Below are 15,221 nucleotides of genomic sequence, written 5' to 3'. Positions count from 1 at the left end.
GATCATGGCTGAGGATACCATGAGCAGGATAATTCAGGCCCTTGCGCCTTTGCTACTGATCGTCTCGGGCTGCAGCGGCGCCGCGGATGAACCGCCGCTCGCCGGCGCCCGCATCGGCGGCCCCTTCACGCTGACCGATCCGGACGGCAAGCCGGTGCGCGACAGCGATTTCGCCGGCAAGTATCGCATCGTCTATTTCGGCTACACCTGGTGTCCCGACATCTGCCCGAACGACATGCTCAAGATCGGCCAGGCGATGAAGACGCTCGACAAGCAGGCGCCGGCCAAGGCCAGGGCGATCGTGCCGATCTTCATCACCGTCGATCCCGAGCGCGACACGCCCAAGGTCGTCGGCGCGTTCGTCCGCAATTTCGACGACCGTATTATCGGCCTCACCGGCAGCCCTGCGGCGATCGCGGCGGTGGAGAAGCAATATGCGGTCTATGCGAAGAAGGAACCGGCCGGCCCGAACGGCGCCTATCTGGTAGGACACAGCCAGATTGCCTATCTGATGGACAAGGACGGCAAGCCGATCACGTCGCTGCCGATCGAGAAGGACGCTGCGGCCGTGGTGGCGCAGCTCGACCATTGGGTGAAATGACCGGGAAATTCTGGGAAGACCTGCCGCTGGAGAAGCTCGACCGGGCGCAATGGGAAGCCCTTTGCGACGGATGCGGCAAATGTTGCATCCACAAGCTGGAGGACGAGGATACCGGCGAGCTGATGGCGACCAACGTCGCCTGCCGGCTGCTCGATCGGCGGATGGGGCGTTGCTCGGACTATAAGCACCGCCACGCCTATGTCCCCGAATGCGTGCGGCTGACCGCGCGCAACGTCCGCGACATCGAATGGCTCCCCTCCACCTGCGCCTATCGCCTGCGCGGTGAAGGCAAGTCCCTGCCCGATTGGCATTATCTGGTGAGCGGCGATCCCGAATCGGTCCATGCGGCCGGCCAGTCGACGCGCGGCTGGACGGTGAGCGAGGACGATGTGGTCGATTTCGAGCATCATCTGGTGGATCGCGAGCTTTGAGCCCACCGGAGATCGAGGTGGTCCGCCACGCCCGGGCGCGGCGGATGCGGCTCTCGGTCGATCCGCGGTCCGGCCGCGTGAAGCTGACCCTGCCGCCACGCGCCTCGCTCAAGAAGGGCATGGATTGGGCGCGCGAGCAGCAGGGCTGGATCGCGGCGCAACAGGCGAAGATGCCCGAGGCGCGGCCGTTCGCGCCGGGCGCGCGAATCCCGATCGGCGATGCCGAGGTGGAGATCGTCTGGCCCGCGCCGGGCGCCGGGCGCACGCCGCGGCTGGCCGGCGACCGGCTGCTCTGCGGCGGCCCGCGCGAGGGCCTGGAGCGGCGCATCGAGCGCTGGCTCCGCCAGGCGGCGCTCGACCTGTTGAGCGAGGAGACGGCGGAATATGCCGAGCGCGCGGGCGTGACGGTCACCAAAGTCTCGATCGGCGATCCGCGCGGGCGCTGGGGGAGCTGCGCGTCGTCGGGCCAGATCCGGTATAGCTGGCGGCTGTTGCTGGCGCCCTGCCATGTCCGCCGCGCGACGGTGGCGCACGAAGTCGCGCACCGGATCCACATGAATCATTCGCCGGCCTTCCACCGGGTGGTGGCCGAGCTGTTCGAAGGCGATCCGGAGCGCGCGCGCGCCTGGCTGAAGCGCAATGGTGCCGGACTGCACTGGTACGGACGGTAGCTTCCCCTCCCCGTAAGGGGAGCGAGCATGGACTTACTGCTGCTCGCCCCGTGGCGTGTCGCCCCGCGGGGCCGGGGCCGGCTGGCGCGGCAGGTCGCGCGGCGCATCGCGCTGGTCGCGCTGGTCGCGCTGGGCCGGGGCGGGGGCCTTGCGGCCGGTCATCCGGTCGATCCAGTCCTGATCGAGCTGCTCGTCCTGGCCGTGCTGGGGCTGGGCCTGCTCGGTGCCGTCCCCGCGTGGCTGCTGGTCCTCGGGCAGCGGGTTGCCGTCCGGGTCGACGAACAGGCCGTTGTCCGGTTCGGCATAGGCCGCATTCTCTTCGTCGAGCTGATATTCGGGCAACGTCACCTGCGTGTCGAACTGCTCGACCGGGCGGCGCGCCACTGCCTTGACCATGAAGTCGTGGAAGGCGCGGGCCGGCGCGGTGCCGCCCTGCAGGCCGGGGACCACCTTGGCGTCGTCGCGGCCCATCCACACGCCGGTGGTGAGGCCCGAGGAGAAGCCGACGAACCAGCCGTCCTTGTTCGACGTGGTCGTGCCGGTCTTGCCCGCGACCGGGCGGCCGATCTGCGCGGCGCGGCCGGTGCCGGTGGCGACCGCGGTCTGCATCAGGTCGGTCATCTGCGCGGCGACATAGGGCGCGACCAGGACATGGCTGGTGTCCACCTCGTGCTGGTAGATCACCGCGCCGTTCGCGGTCACCCGGGTGATGCCATAGGGCGTCACCGCCACGCCCTTGTTCGCCACCGAGGCGAAGGCGCGGGTCATGTCGATCAGGCGGACGTCGGAGGTGCCGAGCACCATTGCCGGATGGGTATCCACCGGCGTGGTGATGCCGAAGCGGCGCGCCATGTCGGCGATCGCGCCGAAGCCCACTTCCTGGCCGAGCTTCGCCGCGATCGTGTTGACCGAATAGGCGAAGGCGGTGCGGATGTTCATCTCGCCGCGGAATGCGCCCGAGCTGTTGCGGGGGCTCCAGCCGTTGATCGTCACCGGCTCGTCGACCACCATGTCGTCGGGCTTGTGGCCGGCCTCGAGCGCGGTGAGATAGACGAACAGCTTGAACGCCGAGCCCGGCTGCCGGGTCGCCTGGGTCGCGCGATTGTAGATGGAGGCGACATAGTCCTTGCCGCCCACCATCGCGCGCACCGCGCCGTCGCGATCGAGGCTGACCAGCGCGCCCTGCGCGTTCTTGGGTGCATTGGCGCGGACCGCGTCGTCGGCGGCGCGCTGCATCGACAGGTCGAGCGTGGTCCAGACCTCCAGCGGCGCCTCGGTCTCGTCGATCAGCACTTCCAGCTGGGGCAGCGCCCAGTCGGTGAAATAGCGCACGCTGTTCTGCTGGGGCTCGGGGGCGAGCGCCACGGTGCGCGGATCGGTGGCCCTGGCCTGGCCCTGCGTGATCTTGCCGGTCTCGGCCATCAGGTCGAGCACCACGCTGGCGCGGCCGATCGCCGCCTCGGCATCGGCGGTGGGCGAATAATGCGAAGGCGCCTTGACCAGGCCGGCGATCACCGCCGCCTCGGCCAGGCTGAGATTTGTGGCGGGGTGGCCGAAGAATTTCCGGCTCGCCGCGTCGATGCCATAGGCGCCGCCGCCGAAATAGACCTTGTTGAGATAGAGTTCGAGGATCTCGTCCTTCGTGAACTTCCGCTCCATCGCCAGCGCGATCACGCCTTCGCGCACCTTGCGGCCGAGATCGTACTTGTTCGACAGGAAGATGGTGCGCGCCACCTGCTGGGTGATCGTCGAGCCGCCCTGCAGGCGCCGGCCCTCGTCGTGCAGCTGCTTGGCCCGCCAGAAGATGCGCGCGACGCCGACGGGATCGACGCCCCAGTGCGATTCGAAGCGGCGATCCTCGGTGGCGATGATCGCGTCCTTCATCACCTGCGGGATCTTGTCGGACTTGATCCATTCGCCATAGCTCGGCCCGAGCGACACCAGCACGGTGCCGTCCGCGGCATGGACGCGGATCATCTGGCCGTTGGGCGAGGATTTGAGTTCGTCGAAGCTCGGCAGCGTCGACTTGGTCGAATAGACTGCGATCAGCAGCGCGATGAAGCCGAGCAGCGCCAGGCTGCCCCCGCTCACCAGCGTCCAGAAAGCGATTCGCTTCCAAAAGGAGAGGTCACGCCATTTGGGCGTGCGGATCACGGTGGGCAAATTCTTCGATGGCATCGGGGGAGTGCGATTAAGCCCTATTCGGCCCGCTCACAAGGATCAGGCGCCGCTCGGTTCGCTGGTAGCGACATTCTGGTTGCCGCCACGTGAACGGAAATCGAGGCTGACCGAGTTTATGCAGTAGCGCAGGCCCGTCGGCGGCGGTCCGTCGGGGAAGACATGGCCCTGATGCCCGTCGCAGCGCGCGCAGCGCAGCTCGACGCGGCGCATGCCATGGCTGGTGTCGGCATGTTCGGTGACGTTCTCCGAATCGATCGGCCGGGTGAAGCTGGGCCAGCCCGAGCCCGAATCGAACTTGTCGGCGCTGTCGAACAGTTCGAGCTTGCAGCCGGCGCACAGATAGAGGCCATCGGCCTTGTTGTCGGTGTAGTGGCCGGAAAAGGCCCGCTCGGTGCCCGCCTCGCGCAGCACGTGAAACTGTTCCGGAGTGAGGCGTTTGCGCCACTCGGACTCGGAGAGGTTCAGATGCTCCATGGCGCAAAGCATGTGTCCGGCGCCGGGGGCCGCGTCAATCCGGGTTGGCGCGGAAGCGGGCCAAACCGGCCTTGGCTCTGAGCTGGCGCTTCAACGCCTCCGCGGGCGGCGCCCACAGAAAGCCGAAGCTGACCGCGCCATGCTTGGATTCTACCGCATGGTGCAGCCGGTGCGCCTGGACGATTCGCTTCATGTAGCGCGATCGCGGGACGTAGCGATGGCGGACCCGCTGGTGGACGATCACGTCGTGGAAGCCGAAATAGATCGCGCCATAGCCGGCGATTCCCGCCCCGATCCAGGCAGAGCCCGGCCACCAGCCCGCCTGCACCCCGCCGTACAGGAGCAGGATCGAGGGCATGGCGAAGATCACGGCATAGAGGTCGTTCCACTCGAACCGGCCGGTGCGGGGCCGGTGGTGGCTGGCGTGGAGGAACCAGCCCGGCCCGTGCATCACCCAGCGGTGCATCGCCCAGGCAAAGCCCTCCATCGCGGCGATGGTGGCGAGGAACAGGGCAAGGCCGAGCCAGGGGGGCATGGCGGGTAGATAGGCGTTCCGGGGCGATACGTCAGCCGGGGATGCGAGTCGCCCGGCCGGTTCTCTCCCGCCACCCCGGGGAACACGTCCGAGGCGGCCGTGGTTGGAGCCTCGGCACCCATATTGCAATTACGTCGCAATCGCATTTACGCCGAAAAGATTTGGATTCGCGCGCGCGCCGTGCTTAAGGCTCGCGCAAACCCCTTCCCGCCACAAATGACGAGGGCGCGCTCCCCATGAACATCCACGAATATCAGGCCAAGGAACTGCTCGCGAAGTTCGGTGCGCCGATCGCCGCCGGCTATGCCGCGTTCACCGTCGAGCAGGCGGTCGAGGCGATGAACAAGCTGCCCGGGCCGCTCTATGTGGTGAAGGCGCAGATCCATGCCGGCGGCCGCGGCAAGGGCAAGTTCAAGGAGCTTCCGCCCGAGGCCAAGGGCGGCGTCCGCCTCGCCCGCAGCGAGGCCGAGGTCCGCGAAGCCGCGCACGAGATGCTCGGCAACACGCTGGTGACGATCCAGACCGGCGAGCACGGCAAGCAGGTCAACCGCCTCTACATCACCGACGGCGCCGACATCGCCAAGGAATTCTACCTGGCGCTGCTCGTCGATCGCGTCACCGGCCGCATCGCCTTCGTCGTCTCGACCGAGGGCGGCATGGACATCGAGGAAGTCGCCCATTCGACGCCCGAGAAGATCCACACCTTCGACGTCGATCCGGCGACCGGCTTCATGCCGCATCACGGCCGCGCCGTCGCTGCGGCGCTGGGGCTGACCGGCGACCAGGGCAAGCAGGCGGCCAAGGTCGCCGCTTCGCTCTTCGCCGCGTTCCAGGGCACCGATGCCGCGCAGATCGAAGTCAATCCGCTGGCGCTGACCGAGCAGGGCAACCTCCTCGTCCTCGACGCCAAGGTCGGCTTCGATTCGAACGCGATGTTCCGCCACAAGGACCTAGCCGAGCTGCGCGACGAGAGCGAAGAGGATCCGATGGAGCTCGAGGCCTCGAAGTACGACCTGGCCTATATCAAGCTCGACGGCGATATCGGCTGCATGGTCAACGGCGCCGGCCTGGCGATGGCGACGATGGACATCATCAAGCTCAACGGCATGTTCCCGGCCAACTTCCTCGACGTCGGCGGCGGCGCCAACAAGGAGAAGGTGACGGCGGCGTTCAAGATCATCCTGAGCGATCCGGCGGTGAAGGGCATCCTGGTCAACATCTTCGGCGGCATCATGCGCTGCGACATCATCGCCGAGGGCATCGTCGCCGCGGCGAAGGAAGTGAACCTCTCGGTGCCGCTGGTCGTCCGCCTCGAGGGCACCAACGTGCAGCAGGGCAAGGACATCCTCGCCAATTCGGGCTTGGCCATCGTTCCCGCGAACGACCTGGGCGACGCGGCGAAGAAGATCGTCGCCGAAGTCCAGAAGGTCGCCGCCTGACACCGATCGGCAAGCGGGCCGCGGATGCGGCCCGCTCGTCAGCCTATTTTACGCCCTTCTCGCTGATGCTCCTCTTGAGCAGCTGGGTCGCCGCAGGCGCGACCGCCTTGGTCGTGGTCGGCGTCATCGACAGGCGCGAAGGCATGGCCGGCGTCGCTGCTTCTTCGGACGTGCAGGCGCCTTCGGGCTCGGCGCTCCGCTTGGTCGGATTGACCCCGCCCTTCACCACGATCCCGCCGATCGGCGTGCCCGGCGCGCAGCGCGCGTAGCTGGACGACGCGGCGCCCGGCCGCCCGGTAAGTGTCTCGGCCTTGGGCTTGGCCTGCTCCTTTGCCGCGGCAACCGGCGCTTCCTGCGCGAAGGCGGGTGCCGTAGCGGCGGTCACCGCCAGCATCGCCCAGAGCGCCACATGATATTTCCCCATATCTCCTCTCCTTCCTTCACGAAATTGCAGGTTGCATCCTGAATTCGCGGTGAACTCGTCGCGCCACCGTAACAAGGCGATATGGGCGGCATTTTCGATGATCGGGTATGCCGGGGGCGCTTTGGGGCTGGACTTGAATCGATTCTCGGGCATTAGCGATTGGTGTTGCCGATCTTCCAGCGATGGAGAGGATTTCGATGAAAGTGCTGGTGCCGGTCAAGCGGGTGCTTGACTACAACGTGAAGCCGCGGGTGAAGGCGGACGGGACGGGGGTCGACCTCGCCAACGTCAAGATGAGCATGAACCCGTTCGACGAGATCGCGATCGAGGAAGCCGTGCGCCTGAAGGAAAAGGGCGCGGCGACCGAAGTGGTGGTGGTCACCATCGGCGTCGCCAAGGCGGAGTCGGACGTGCTGCTCACCGCGCGCGCCATGGGTGCCGACCGTGCGATCCTGATCCAGACCGATGACGAGGTCGAGCCGTTGGCGGTGGCCAAGCTGCTCGCCAAGGTCGCGGAAGAGGAGCAGCCCGGGCTGATCATCCTGGGCAAGCAGGCGATCGACGACGATTCGAACCAGACCGGCCAGATGCTGGGCGCGCTGCTCGGCTGGCCGCAGGGCACCTTCGCCTCGAAGGTCGAGCTGGGCGGCCAGGGCGTGCAGGTCACCCGCGAAGTCGATGGCGGCCTCGAGACGGTCGACCTCAAGCTGCCGGCGATCGTCACCACCGATCTGCGCCTCAACGAGCCGCGCTACGCCACGCTGCCGAACATCATGAAGGCCAAGTCCAAGCCGGTCGCGAAGAAGACCGTCGCGGACTACGGCGTCGACGTGGCGCCGCGCCTCAAGACGCTCAAGGTTGTCGAGCCGGCCAAGCGCTCGGCCGGCGTCAAGGTGGGCTCGGTCGACGAGCTGGTCGAGAAGCTCAAGGCGCTGGGAGTGGCGAAATGAAGACGCTGGTTTGGGTCGAGCACGACAATCAGAACCTCAAGGACGCCACCCTTGCCGTGGTGACCGCCGCGGCGAAGCTGGGCGAAGTCCATCTCCTCGTCGCCGGCAAGGGCGTCGACGGCGTGGCGAAGCAGGCAGCCGCGATCGAAGGCGTGGGCAAGGTCCATGTCGCCGATGACGCCGCGTACGAGCATTTCCTCGCCGAGAATGTCGCGCCGCTGATCGTGTCGCTGATGGGCTCGCACGACGCGGTGCTGTTCCCGGCGACCACCACCGGCAAGAACATCGCGCCGCGCGTGGCCGCCGCGCTCGACGTGATGCAGATCTCGGACATCCTCTCGGTCGAGGGTGCGGACACCTTCACCCGCCCGATCTATGCCGGCAACGCGATCGCCACCGTGCAGACCAGCGACGAGAAGCTGGTGATCACCGTGCGCGGCACGGCCTTCCCCAAGGCCGCGGCCACCGGCGGCAACGGCACGATCGAAGCGGTGTCGGGCGAAGGCGACAAGGGTCTGTCGAGCTTCGCGGGTGCCGAGATCGCCAAGTCCGAGCGTCCGGAGCTGACCAGCGCCAAGGTGATCGTCTCGGGCGGCCGCGCGCTCGGCTCGTCGGAGCAGTTCCACGCGCAGATCGATCCGCTGGCGGACAAGCTCGGTGCCGCCGTCGGCGCCTCGCGCGCCGCCGTGGACGCGGGCTATGCCCCGAACGACTATCAGGTCGGCCAGACCGGCAAGATCGTCGCGCCGGAAGTCTATGTCGCGATCGGCATCTCGGGCGCGATCCAGCACCTGGCGGGCATGAAGGACTCCAAGACGATCATCGCGATCAACAAGGACGAGGACGCCCCGATCTTCCAGGTGGCGGACATCGGCCTGGTCGGCGACCTGTTCAAGATCGTGCCGGAGCTTACCGAGAAGCTCTGAGCTTGGCGCTTTCGCTGAACGAAGATGGGGCGGCGCACCTTGCCGGTGCGGCCGCCCCTTTTCTGGGTGCGCTGCTGGCACTTGCCGCGCGCCAGCCGGCAGGCCGCGCCGGCATTCGGCTGCATGGCCTGCCGGGTCTGGCCGGGTTGCTTGCGCCCGAGGCACTTGGCGCGCTGCTGCCTGGCATGCGGCCGGTCCGCGCGATCCTGTTCGACAAGGGCCCGGGCGCCAACTGGTCGCTCGGCTGGCATCAGGACCGGACGATCGCGGTGCGCGAGCGGCGCGAAGTGCCGGGCTTCGGCCCCTGGTCGCGCAAGCAGGGGCTGCTCCACGTGGAACCCCCCTTCGCGCTGCTCGAAGCGATGCGGACGATGCGCGTCCATCTCGACCCCGTGCCGCAAGACAATGCGCCGCTGCTGATCGCGCCGGGCTCGCACCGGCTGGGCCGCATCGCCGAGAGTGATCTTGCCGGCGTGGTCGAGCGTTGCGGTACCGCCGCCTGCCTGGCCGAGGCCGGTGACGTGTGGCTTTACGCCACGCCGGTCGTCCATGCCTCCGCCGCGAGCAGCGGCGCTCGGCATCGCCGGGTGCTGCAGGTGGACTATTCGCCGGAAGCGCTGCCGCAGGGGCTGGACTGGCTGGGAGTGTGACATCCGGCAACTGGTCCGATCTGCCGCCCTTCCATCCAACCGAACCGGCCTCGTTGGCGATCGCGACCGGGCTGGTCGGGGCCCGTTTTGGTTGAGCGGATCGCTCAATCCGTCCCCATCGCCCGCGGCGGCGTGGCCTCCGGCAGCGGCAGCGGCGGTACCGTGGCCAGCTTCGCCGCGATCGCCAGCGCGATCAGCGTCAGCGCCCCGCAATAGAGCGTCACCCCGGTCCAGCCCCAGCCGGTCCAGGCGACGCCGCCCGCCGAGCCGAGCAGGCTCGATCCCATATAGTAGAAGAACAGGTAGAAGGCGGCCGCCTGCCCCCGGCTCGCCCGCGCCCGCCGGCCCACCCAGCTCGAGGCGATCGAGTGCGCGCCGAAAAAGCCGATGGTGACGATGCCGATCCCGGCCACCACCAAAGCGAGCGACGCGGATGCGGTCAGCGCCGTGCCGACCAGCAGCATCGCGGTGGGGATCCAGAAGATCAGCCGCCGCCCGCGCCGCTCGGCCAGATGCCCGAACCAGGTCGAGCTTCCCGAGCCGAGCAGATAGAGCAGGAAGATCGCGCCGATCGCGGCATGGCCCAGGGCGAAAGGCGGCGCGACCAGGCGGAAGCCGACATAATTGTAGATGGTGACGAACACCCCCATCAGCAGGAACGCCTCGGCATAGAGCAACGGCATCGCCCGGTCCCTGAACAGGTCGCGCCCCGCCGCCAGCACCGCGCCCGGATGGACGGGCTGGGGCACGAAACGCCGCGAGGGCGGCGCGAGGCGGCGAAAGCCCTCGGCCATGGCCAGCCCGATCAGCCCGACGCCGATCAGGCCCCAGCGCCAGTCGATCAGCTCGGTGAGCAGGCTCACCCCCAGCCGCCCGGCCATGCCGCCGATCGCGCTTCCGGCGATGTACAATCCCATCGCCGGTCCCACCGAATGGGGCTCGATCTCCTCGCTGACATAGGCCATCGCCACGGCCGGCATGCCGGCGAGCGCGATCCCCGTGAGCAGGCGCAATGCCAGCAGCGCGTTCCAGCCCGGCGCCAGTCCGGTCAGGGTGGTGAGCAATCCCGCGCCGAACATCGCGAACACCATCAGCGGCCGCCGGCCAAGCTTGTCGGAGAGCATGCCGGCGACGACGATCGCCACTGCAAGCGGACCGGTGGCAAGCGAGATGGCCAGGCTGGCCGCCTCCGCGCTCAGCTGGAATTCGCGTGCGAACAGCGGCAGCAGCGGCTGGGCGGAATAGAGCAGCGAGAAGGTCGAGAAGCCGGCAAACAGCATCGCGAGGGTCAGCCGCCGATAGCCCGGCGTGCCGCGCGCATATCCGTCATGCGGCGCCCTGTCCGGATCGGCGGGATCCGGCCCGGTCATTCGACCGGCTTGACGCTCTCGACCAGGACGTTGGTGCGCCCAGGCGGGGCCGAGTTCACCGCTTCGCGCGCGTCGCATTTCGGATCGGGCGCGAAGGCGTACCAATGGATTCGCGTGCGCTGGCGCAGCGTGCGGAACAGCTTGCCGGTGGCGGGAACGGTCATCTGCGCGTCGAAGCGCCCGTCCGTGGACATGATCGCCCGCCATTCCAGCGGCTCGGCGCGCAGCGTGGCTTTCCTTGCATCGAGATAGTCGTTCTGGATCATCGCCGGTTCCAGCTGCACCACCAGATCGCGGCCGCCCATGATGTTGGTGAAGCCGACATTGGAGAATTCCTCCACCGACCAGCTACCGTCCTTGGCCGCCTCGCCCCAGCCGACGCGCAGCGGACTGCCGCGGCGCACCGCCGCGATCAGCGCCGCCCGGCTTCCCGCGACCTCCTCGCCCTGGGGTCCGTTGGCGAAGAGCAGGCGCCAGTCCGAAGTGCAGGCATCCGGCGCGGCGAGCGAGAGGAGGGCGGCGGCGAGCATGGCGCCAGGATAGGCGATCGCCGAGGCGCCGCAAAGGGCGCCGGCCATGCAGCGCGCGCAACCCGGGATGCGCGCACCGGGGGTTGACGCTGCAGTGCAGCATACGCACTTGAGGCGCATGCACGCCCCCGCTCCCCGCGTCCACAATGTCGGCCTGGTCCATTTCGCGCTGGCGATGGGCGGCTTCGCGATCGGCACCACCGAGTTCGCGACGATGAGCCTGGTGCCGTACATGGCGGAGGGGCTGAAGATCGACGTGCCCAGTGCCGGCCATGTCATCAGCGCCTATGCGCTCGGGGTGGTGGTGGGGGCGCCGCTGATCGCGGTGGCGGCGGCGAAGCTGTCGCGCCGGCTGACCTTGCTCCTGCTGATGGCCGGTTTCGCGCTGTTCAACACGCTGAGCGCGCTCGCGCCCGACTATCACTGGCTGCTGCTGTTCCGCTTCCTGTCTGGGCTGCCGCACGGCGCCTATTTCGGCATCGCCGCCCTGGTCGCCGCTTCGCTGGTGCCGGTCAACAAGCGCTCCCAGGCGGTGGGGCGGATGATGCTGGGGCTCACCGTGGCGACGATCCTGGGCGTGCCGCTCGCCAATTGGCTGGGCCAGGCGCTGGGCTGGCGCTGGGGCTTCGTGGTGGTCGGCGCGCTGGCGCTGGCGACGGTGGCGCTGGTCGCGGCCCTTGCCCCCCGCGATCCCCCGCAAAAGGGCGCGAGCCCGCTCAAGGAGCTGGGCGCGCTCGCCAATGGCCAGGTGTGGCTCACGCTCGGCATCAGCGCGATCGGCTTTGGCGGGATGTTCTGCGTCTACACCTATGTCGCCTCGACCATGCTGGAAGTGACGGGCGCTTCGCCGGGGATGATCCCGATGGTCCTCGCCATATTCGGCGTCGGCGCGACCGCGGGCAGCATCGTCGTGCCGAAGTTCGCCGATCGCGCGCTGATGCGGACGGCGGCGGCGCTGTTGCTGGGCAGCGCAGTGGCGCTCGCGCTCTATCCCCTCGCCGCCGGCCAGCTGTGGAGCCTGGCGCTCGACATCGCCGCGATCGGGTTCCTGGGGGCGCTCGGCGCCGTGCTGCAGACCCGTCTGATGGACGTGGCGGGCGAGGCGCAGGGGCTCGCCGCCTCGCTCAACCATTCGGCGTTCAACTTCGCCAACGCGCTCGGCCCCTGGCTGGGCGGGCTGGCCATCGCGGCCGGCTATGGCTGGACGTCGACCGGCTGGGTGGGGGCGCTGCTGTCGCTCGGCGGGTTCGCGGTGCTGGTGGTGGCGGTGCTCGCCGAGCGCAGGACGAGATAACCGGCGATCGCCGACAGGAGCGAGCCGGCGAGCACGCCGATCTTCACCTGGTCGACCAGCTCGGGGCGGTCGGGAAAGGCCAGGCCGCCGATGAACAGGCTCATGGTGAAGCCGATGCCGGCGAGCAGCGATACGCCATAGATCTGGCGCCAGCCGCCCGGGCGCGTCGCGAAGCCGGTCCGCACCGCGATCCAGATGCTGCCGAAGATGCCCAGCTGCTTGCCGAGGAACAGGCCGAGTGCGATGCCCAGCGGCAGCGGGGCGAGCAGCACCGCGGGCGAAACGCCGGCCAGGGAGACGCCGCTATTGGCGAAGCCGAACAGCGGCACGATCAGATAGGCCGACCAGGGATGCAGCGCATGCTCGAGCCGGTGGAGCGGCGAGGCGGCATCGTCGGGATGGCCGGGCGACTTGACGATCGGGATCGTCATCGCGGCCGCCACGCCGGCGACGGTCGCATGGATGCCGGAGAGGAAGACCAGGTACCAGAGCAGCAGGGCGAGCAGCAGGTAGATCCACAGCCGCCGCACGCCGCTGCGGTTGAGCACGTACATGGTGGCGAGCACGATCGCCGCGCCGGCCAGCGCCAGCGTGCTGATATGCGCGGTATAGGCGAGCGCGATGATCGCCACTGCGCCCATGTCGTCGACGATGGCCACGGTGGTGAGGAACAGCTTGAGCGATGCCGGCGCGCGGCTGCCCAGGATCGCGAGCACGCCGATCGCGAAGGCGATGTCGGTCGCGGCCGGAATCGCCCAGCCATTGGCAAGTCCGGGAGTGCCTCCGGCAATGGCAAGATAGACGATCGCCGGGCCGATCATGCCGGCGGCCGCGGCCACCACCGGCAGGCGGCGGCGCTCCCAGCTGGCGAGCCGGCCGTCGACGAACTCGCGCTTGATCTCCAGCCCGACGAGCAGGAAGAACACCGCCATCAGGCCGTCATTGATCCACAGATGCACGGTCATCGGCCCGTGCACGGTGGAGAGCGTGGGTCCGATCTCCCGATGGAGCGTGTGGAAATAGGTTTCCGAGATGCCGGGAACATTGGCGGCGATCATCGCGAGGATGGCGGCGGCGATCAGGATGATGCCGCCCGCGGCCTCGCTCCTGAGGAAGTCGCGCAGTGCCGATTCGGCCCGCGTTGGAGCTTTGGCGAGCGTCTTGGCGGTTTCCTCGATCCTGGTCATGCGCGGCCCGCCGCCTCCCTGTCTGCCTGGCGCGGCCTTTCTATGGGGTGGATGTCGCGCTGCAAAGCCCGTAGCCTCTGGGGATGGACCGGCCCTCCCCTTCGCATGCGCACGTCATGCCCTGGCGCTGGTGGCGCCGCGTGGTGGTCGGCTCGGTCGAGCATGGCGCGGTGCTCGCGCGGGTGCATGCCGATTCCGGATTCAGCGGGCGCTATGCCTTTCTCGTCGTCGTTTCGGGGCTGATCGCGATCCTCGGGCTGTTGCTGCCGTCCTCCGCCGTGCTGATCGGCGCGATGCTGATCTCGCCGCTGATGATGCCGATCATCGGCCTCGGCTTCGGCATCGCCACTTTCGATCTGGCCGAGATCCGCCGCGCCGCCTTCGCCCTGGCGGCCGGCGCGGCGATCGCGGTGGTGCTGTGCGCCGGCTTCGTCGCGCTCTCGCCGGTCCAGACGGTGACGAGCGAGATCGCGGCGCGGACCAAGCCCAATCTGTTCGACCTGCTCGTCGCCCTGCTCTCGGCGGTGGCGGGCGGCTATGCGCTGATCCGCGGGCGCGGCGAGACGGTGGTGGGCGTGGCGATCGCCATTGCGCTGATGCCGCCGCTCGCGGTGGTGGGCTTCGGCGTCGCGACGCTGAACGGCACCGTGGCCAGCGGTGCGCTGCTGCTGTTCCTGACCAACCTCGTCACCATCGCGCTCACTGCGGCGGTCATGGCCCGGCTCTACGGGTTCGGCGGGCATCTCTCGCCCTCCCAGACCCGGCTGCAGGGCTTGCTGATCATCGCCGGGCTGGTGGCGCTGGCGGTGCCGCTGGCCATCGCGCTGCGGCAGATCGCCTGGGAATCGGTGGCCCAGCGCCAGGTGCGCGAGGCGATCCGCGCCAGCTTCCCGCGCGAGGCGCGGATCAGCCAGCTCGACATCGATTTCGAGGGGCGGCCCGAGCGGATCCGCGCGGTGGTCTTCACCCCGGTGCTGCACGCCGATGGCGATGCCCGGGCCGGTGCGGCGATCCGGGCGGCGCTCGGCCATGCGGTGGACGTGCATGTCGACCAGGTCCGCGTCGGCGGCGAGAGCGGCGCGAGCGAATCGGCGCAGATCGCGGCAGCCCAGTCGCGCGAGCGCGAGCGGTCCGAGGCGGATCTGCTGCGCGACCGGCTGGCGCTGGTGGCGGGCGACGGGAATGCCGTCCTGCTCGACGGTGCCGCCCGCCGCGCCGAGGTTCGCGCCGCCCCGCTGCCCGGCGCGTCGCTCGCCAGCTATCGCGCGCTCGAGCAGCGTGTCGCGGCGACGGTGCCGGACTGGCAGGTGACGCTGCTGCCGCCCGCCGCGCCGCTGCCCCCGGTCAGCTTCGAGGGCGAGGCGCCCGATGCGGAAGGTCTTGCCGCGCTCGACACCGCGATCTGGGCCGCGCGGCGCCTGCATCTGCCGATCGGCGTGTCGGGCCGGCAGGCCGACCTGGTGGTCGCGCGGCTGGAGGCCGCCGGAGTCGCCGCCGCCCGCCTGCCGGGCAACGGCGCGCAGCCGGCGCTTACCTGGCAGGCGCCGGCACCCTGAGC

At 69.0% G+C, this 15,221-nt stretch carries 16 protein-coding genes; 9 read left to right on the top strand and 7 right to left on the bottom strand.

Translation table 11 applies throughout. The features are described from left to right. Positions 1 to 19: 19 nt before the first annotated feature. Genes CAP40_RS02535 through CAP40_RS02525 form a run of 3 tightly spaced genes read left to right on the top strand, consistent with a single transcriptional unit; the run spans position 20 to position 1,703 of the window. Positions 20 to 601 (top strand): SCO family protein, encoded by a 582-nt coding sequence (locus CAP40_RS02535; RefSeq protein WP_256923980.1) that lies wholly within the window; start codon positions 20 to 22, stop codon positions 599 to 601. Beyond that, positions 598 to 1,032 (top strand): YcgN family cysteine cluster protein, encoded by a 435-nt coding sequence (locus CAP40_RS02530; RefSeq protein ID WP_179187856.1) that lies wholly within the window; start codon positions 598 to 600, stop codon positions 1,030 to 1,032. Before CAP40_RS02535 ends, CAP40_RS02530 begins: the two co-directional genes overlap by 4 nt. After that, positions 1,029 to 1,703, top strand: a complete 675-nt coding sequence (locus tag CAP40_RS02525; RefSeq protein ID WP_256923979.1) for a M48 family metallopeptidase — start codon at positions 1,029 to 1,031, stop codon at positions 1,701 to 1,703. Before CAP40_RS02530 ends, CAP40_RS02525 begins: the two co-directional genes overlap by 4 nt. Positions 1,704 to 1,736: 33 nt before the next feature. Here the strand turns inward: CAP40_RS02525 and CAP40_RS02520 are convergent, their stop codons facing one another. Genes CAP40_RS02520 through CAP40_RS02510 form a run of 3 tightly spaced genes read right to left on the bottom strand, consistent with a single transcriptional unit; the run spans position 1,737 to position 4,893 of the window. After that, on the bottom strand, positions 1,737 to 3,881 hold the full coding sequence (locus CAP40_RS02520) for a transglycosylase domain-containing protein (protein WP_086127768.1): 2,145 nt from the start codon (positions 3,879 to 3,881) through the stop codon (positions 1,737 to 1,739). A 42-nt stretch (positions 3,882 to 3,923) separates the two neighbouring features. After that, positions 3,924 to 4,358: a peptide-methionine (R)-S-oxide reductase MsrB gene (msrB, locus tag CAP40_RS02515; RefSeq protein ID WP_086127767.1), complete on the bottom strand. Its 435-nt coding sequence runs from the start codon at positions 4,356 to 4,358 to the stop codon at positions 3,924 to 3,926. Positions 4,359 to 4,392: 34 nt separating this feature from the next. Further along, complete coding sequence (locus CAP40_RS02510) at positions 4,393 to 4,893, bottom strand: sterol desaturase family protein (protein ID WP_086127766.1); 501 nt, start codon at positions 4,891 to 4,893, stop codon at positions 4,393 to 4,395. 236 nt (positions 4,894 to 5,129) lie between these two features. Here CAP40_RS02510 and sucC point away from each other — a divergent pair, with 236 nt between their 5' ends. Beyond that, complete coding sequence (gene sucC / locus CAP40_RS02505; protein WP_086127765.1) at positions 5,130 to 6,332, top strand: ADP-forming succinate--CoA ligase subunit beta; 1,203 nt, start codon at positions 5,130 to 5,132, stop codon at positions 6,330 to 6,332. 43 nt (positions 6,333 to 6,375) lie between these two features. Here the strand turns inward: sucC and CAP40_RS02500 are convergent, their stop codons facing one another. After that, positions 6,376 to 6,756, bottom strand: coding sequence for a hypothetical protein (locus tag CAP40_RS02500; RefSeq protein ID WP_086127764.1), 381 nt, complete (start codon positions 6,754 to 6,756; stop codon positions 6,376 to 6,378). Positions 6,757 to 6,953: 197 nt separating this feature from the next. Here CAP40_RS02500 and CAP40_RS02495 point away from each other — a divergent pair, with 197 nt between their 5' ends. The 3 genes from CAP40_RS02495 to CAP40_RS02485 are packed head-to-tail and all read left to right on the top strand — an operon-like array spanning position 6,954 to position 9,282. Further along, positions 6,954 to 7,706: an electron transfer flavoprotein subunit beta/FixA family protein gene (locus CAP40_RS02495; RefSeq protein ID WP_086128412.1), complete on the top strand. Its 753-nt coding sequence runs from the start codon at positions 6,954 to 6,956 to the stop codon at positions 7,704 to 7,706. Beyond that, positions 7,703 to 8,632, top strand: coding sequence for an electron transfer flavoprotein subunit alpha/FixB family protein (locus CAP40_RS02490; RefSeq protein WP_086127763.1), 930 nt, complete (start codon positions 7,703 to 7,705; stop codon positions 8,630 to 8,632). The genes CAP40_RS02495 and CAP40_RS02490 overlap by 4 nt, the downstream gene beginning before the upstream one ends. Before the next feature lie 2 nt (positions 8,633 to 8,634). Next, positions 8,635 to 9,282: a phytanoyl-CoA dioxygenase family protein gene (locus CAP40_RS02485; protein WP_086127762.1), complete on the top strand. Its 648-nt coding sequence runs from the start codon at positions 8,635 to 8,637 to the stop codon at positions 9,280 to 9,282. 104 nt (positions 9,283 to 9,386) lie between these two features. Here the strand turns inward: CAP40_RS02485 and CAP40_RS02480 are convergent, their stop codons facing one another. Next, entirely contained in the window at positions 9,387 to 10,652 is a 1,266-nt protein-coding gene (locus CAP40_RS02480) for an MFS transporter (RefSeq protein WP_086127761.1), read from the bottom strand. Beyond that, positions 10,649 to 11,230: a hypothetical protein gene (locus CAP40_RS02475; RefSeq protein ID WP_086127760.1), complete on the bottom strand. Its 582-nt coding sequence runs from the start codon at positions 11,228 to 11,230 to the stop codon at positions 10,649 to 10,651. The genes CAP40_RS02480 and CAP40_RS02475 overlap by 4 nt, the downstream gene beginning before the upstream one ends. Before the next feature lie 70 nt (positions 11,231 to 11,300). Between CAP40_RS02475 and CAP40_RS02470 the strand changes: the two genes are divergently transcribed. Then, positions 11,301 to 12,476 carry an MFS transporter gene (locus CAP40_RS02470; protein WP_086127759.1) on the top strand — a complete coding sequence of 392 codons (1,176 nt, stop codon included), beginning with the start codon at positions 11,301 to 11,303 and terminating at the stop codon, positions 12,474 to 12,476. Here the strand turns inward: CAP40_RS02470 and nhaA are convergent. After that, positions 12,377 to 13,663 (bottom strand): Na+/H+ antiporter NhaA, encoded by a 1,287-nt coding sequence (gene nhaA, locus CAP40_RS02465; protein WP_086127758.1) that lies wholly within the window; start codon positions 13,661 to 13,663, stop codon positions 12,377 to 12,379. The genes CAP40_RS02470 and nhaA overlap by 100 nt on opposite strands. 83 nt (positions 13,664 to 13,746) lie before the next feature. Here nhaA and CAP40_RS02460 point away from each other — a divergent pair, with 83 nt between their 5' ends. Continuing rightward, entirely contained in the window at positions 13,747 to 15,219 is a 1,473-nt protein-coding gene (locus tag CAP40_RS02460) for a DUF389 domain-containing protein (RefSeq protein ID WP_256923978.1), read from the top strand. Positions 15,220 to 15,221: the final 2 nt, after the last annotated feature.

This window comes from Sphingomonas sp. IBVSS2 (assembly GCF_002127225.1).
In the GTDB taxonomy this organism is placed as follows: Bacteria; Pseudomonadota; Alphaproteobacteria; order Sphingomonadales; family Sphingomonadaceae; genus Sphingomonas.
The sequence above is the reverse complement of the archived record's forward strand: the minus strand, read 5'-3'. Positions and strand labels throughout refer to the sequence as shown.

Bases quoted from the DNA above. Each gene is read 5' to 3' on its own strand.
- CAP40_RS02510 (WP_086127766.1), bottom strand. From the start codon at position 4,893: ATGCCCCCCTGGCTCGGCCTTGCCCTGTTCCTCGCCACCATCGCCGCG.
- CAP40_RS02475 (WP_086127760.1), bottom strand. From the start codon at position 11,230: ATGGCCGGCGCCCTTTGCGGCGCCTCGGCGATCGCCTATCCTGGCGCC.
- CAP40_RS02495 (WP_086128412.1), top strand. From the start codon at position 6,954: ATGAAAGTGCTGGTGCCGGTCAAGCGGGTGCTTGACTACAACGTGAAG.
- CAP40_RS02480 (WP_086127761.1), bottom strand. From the start codon at position 10,652: ATGACCGGGCCGGATCCCGCCGATCCGGACAGGGCGCCGCATGACGGA.
- msrB (WP_086127767.1), bottom strand. From the start codon at position 4,358: ATGGAGCATCTGAACCTCTCCGAGTCCGAGTGGCGCAAACGCCTCACT.
- CAP40_RS02470 (WP_086127759.1), top strand. From the start codon at position 11,301: ATGCACGCCCCCGCTCCCCGCGTCCACAATGTCGGCCTGGTCCATTTC.
- CAP40_RS02520 (WP_086127768.1), bottom strand. From the start codon at position 3,881: ATGCCATCGAAGAATTTGCCCACCGTGATCCGCACGCCCAAATGGCGT.
- sucC (WP_086127765.1), top strand. From the start codon at position 5,130: ATGAACATCCACGAATATCAGGCCAAGGAACTGCTCGCGAAGTTCGGT.
- CAP40_RS02530 (WP_179187856.1), top strand. From the start codon at position 598: ATGACCGGGAAATTCTGGGAAGACCTGCCGCTGGAGAAGCTCGACCGG.
- CAP40_RS02500 (WP_086127764.1), bottom strand. From the start codon at position 6,756: ATGGGGAAATATCATGTGGCGCTCTGGGCGATGCTGGCGGTGACCGCC.
- CAP40_RS02490 (WP_086127763.1), top strand. From the start codon at position 7,703: ATGAAGACGCTGGTTTGGGTCGAGCACGACAATCAGAACCTCAAGGAC.
- CAP40_RS02460 (WP_256923978.1), top strand. From the start codon at position 13,747: ATGGACCGGCCCTCCCCTTCGCATGCGCACGTCATGCCCTGGCGCTGG.
- CAP40_RS02535 (WP_256923980.1), top strand. From the start codon at position 20: ATGAGCAGGATAATTCAGGCCCTTGCGCCTTTGCTACTGATCGTCTCG.
- nhaA (WP_086127758.1), bottom strand. From the start codon at position 13,663: ATGACCAGGATCGAGGAAACCGCCAAGACGCTCGCCAAAGCTCCAACG.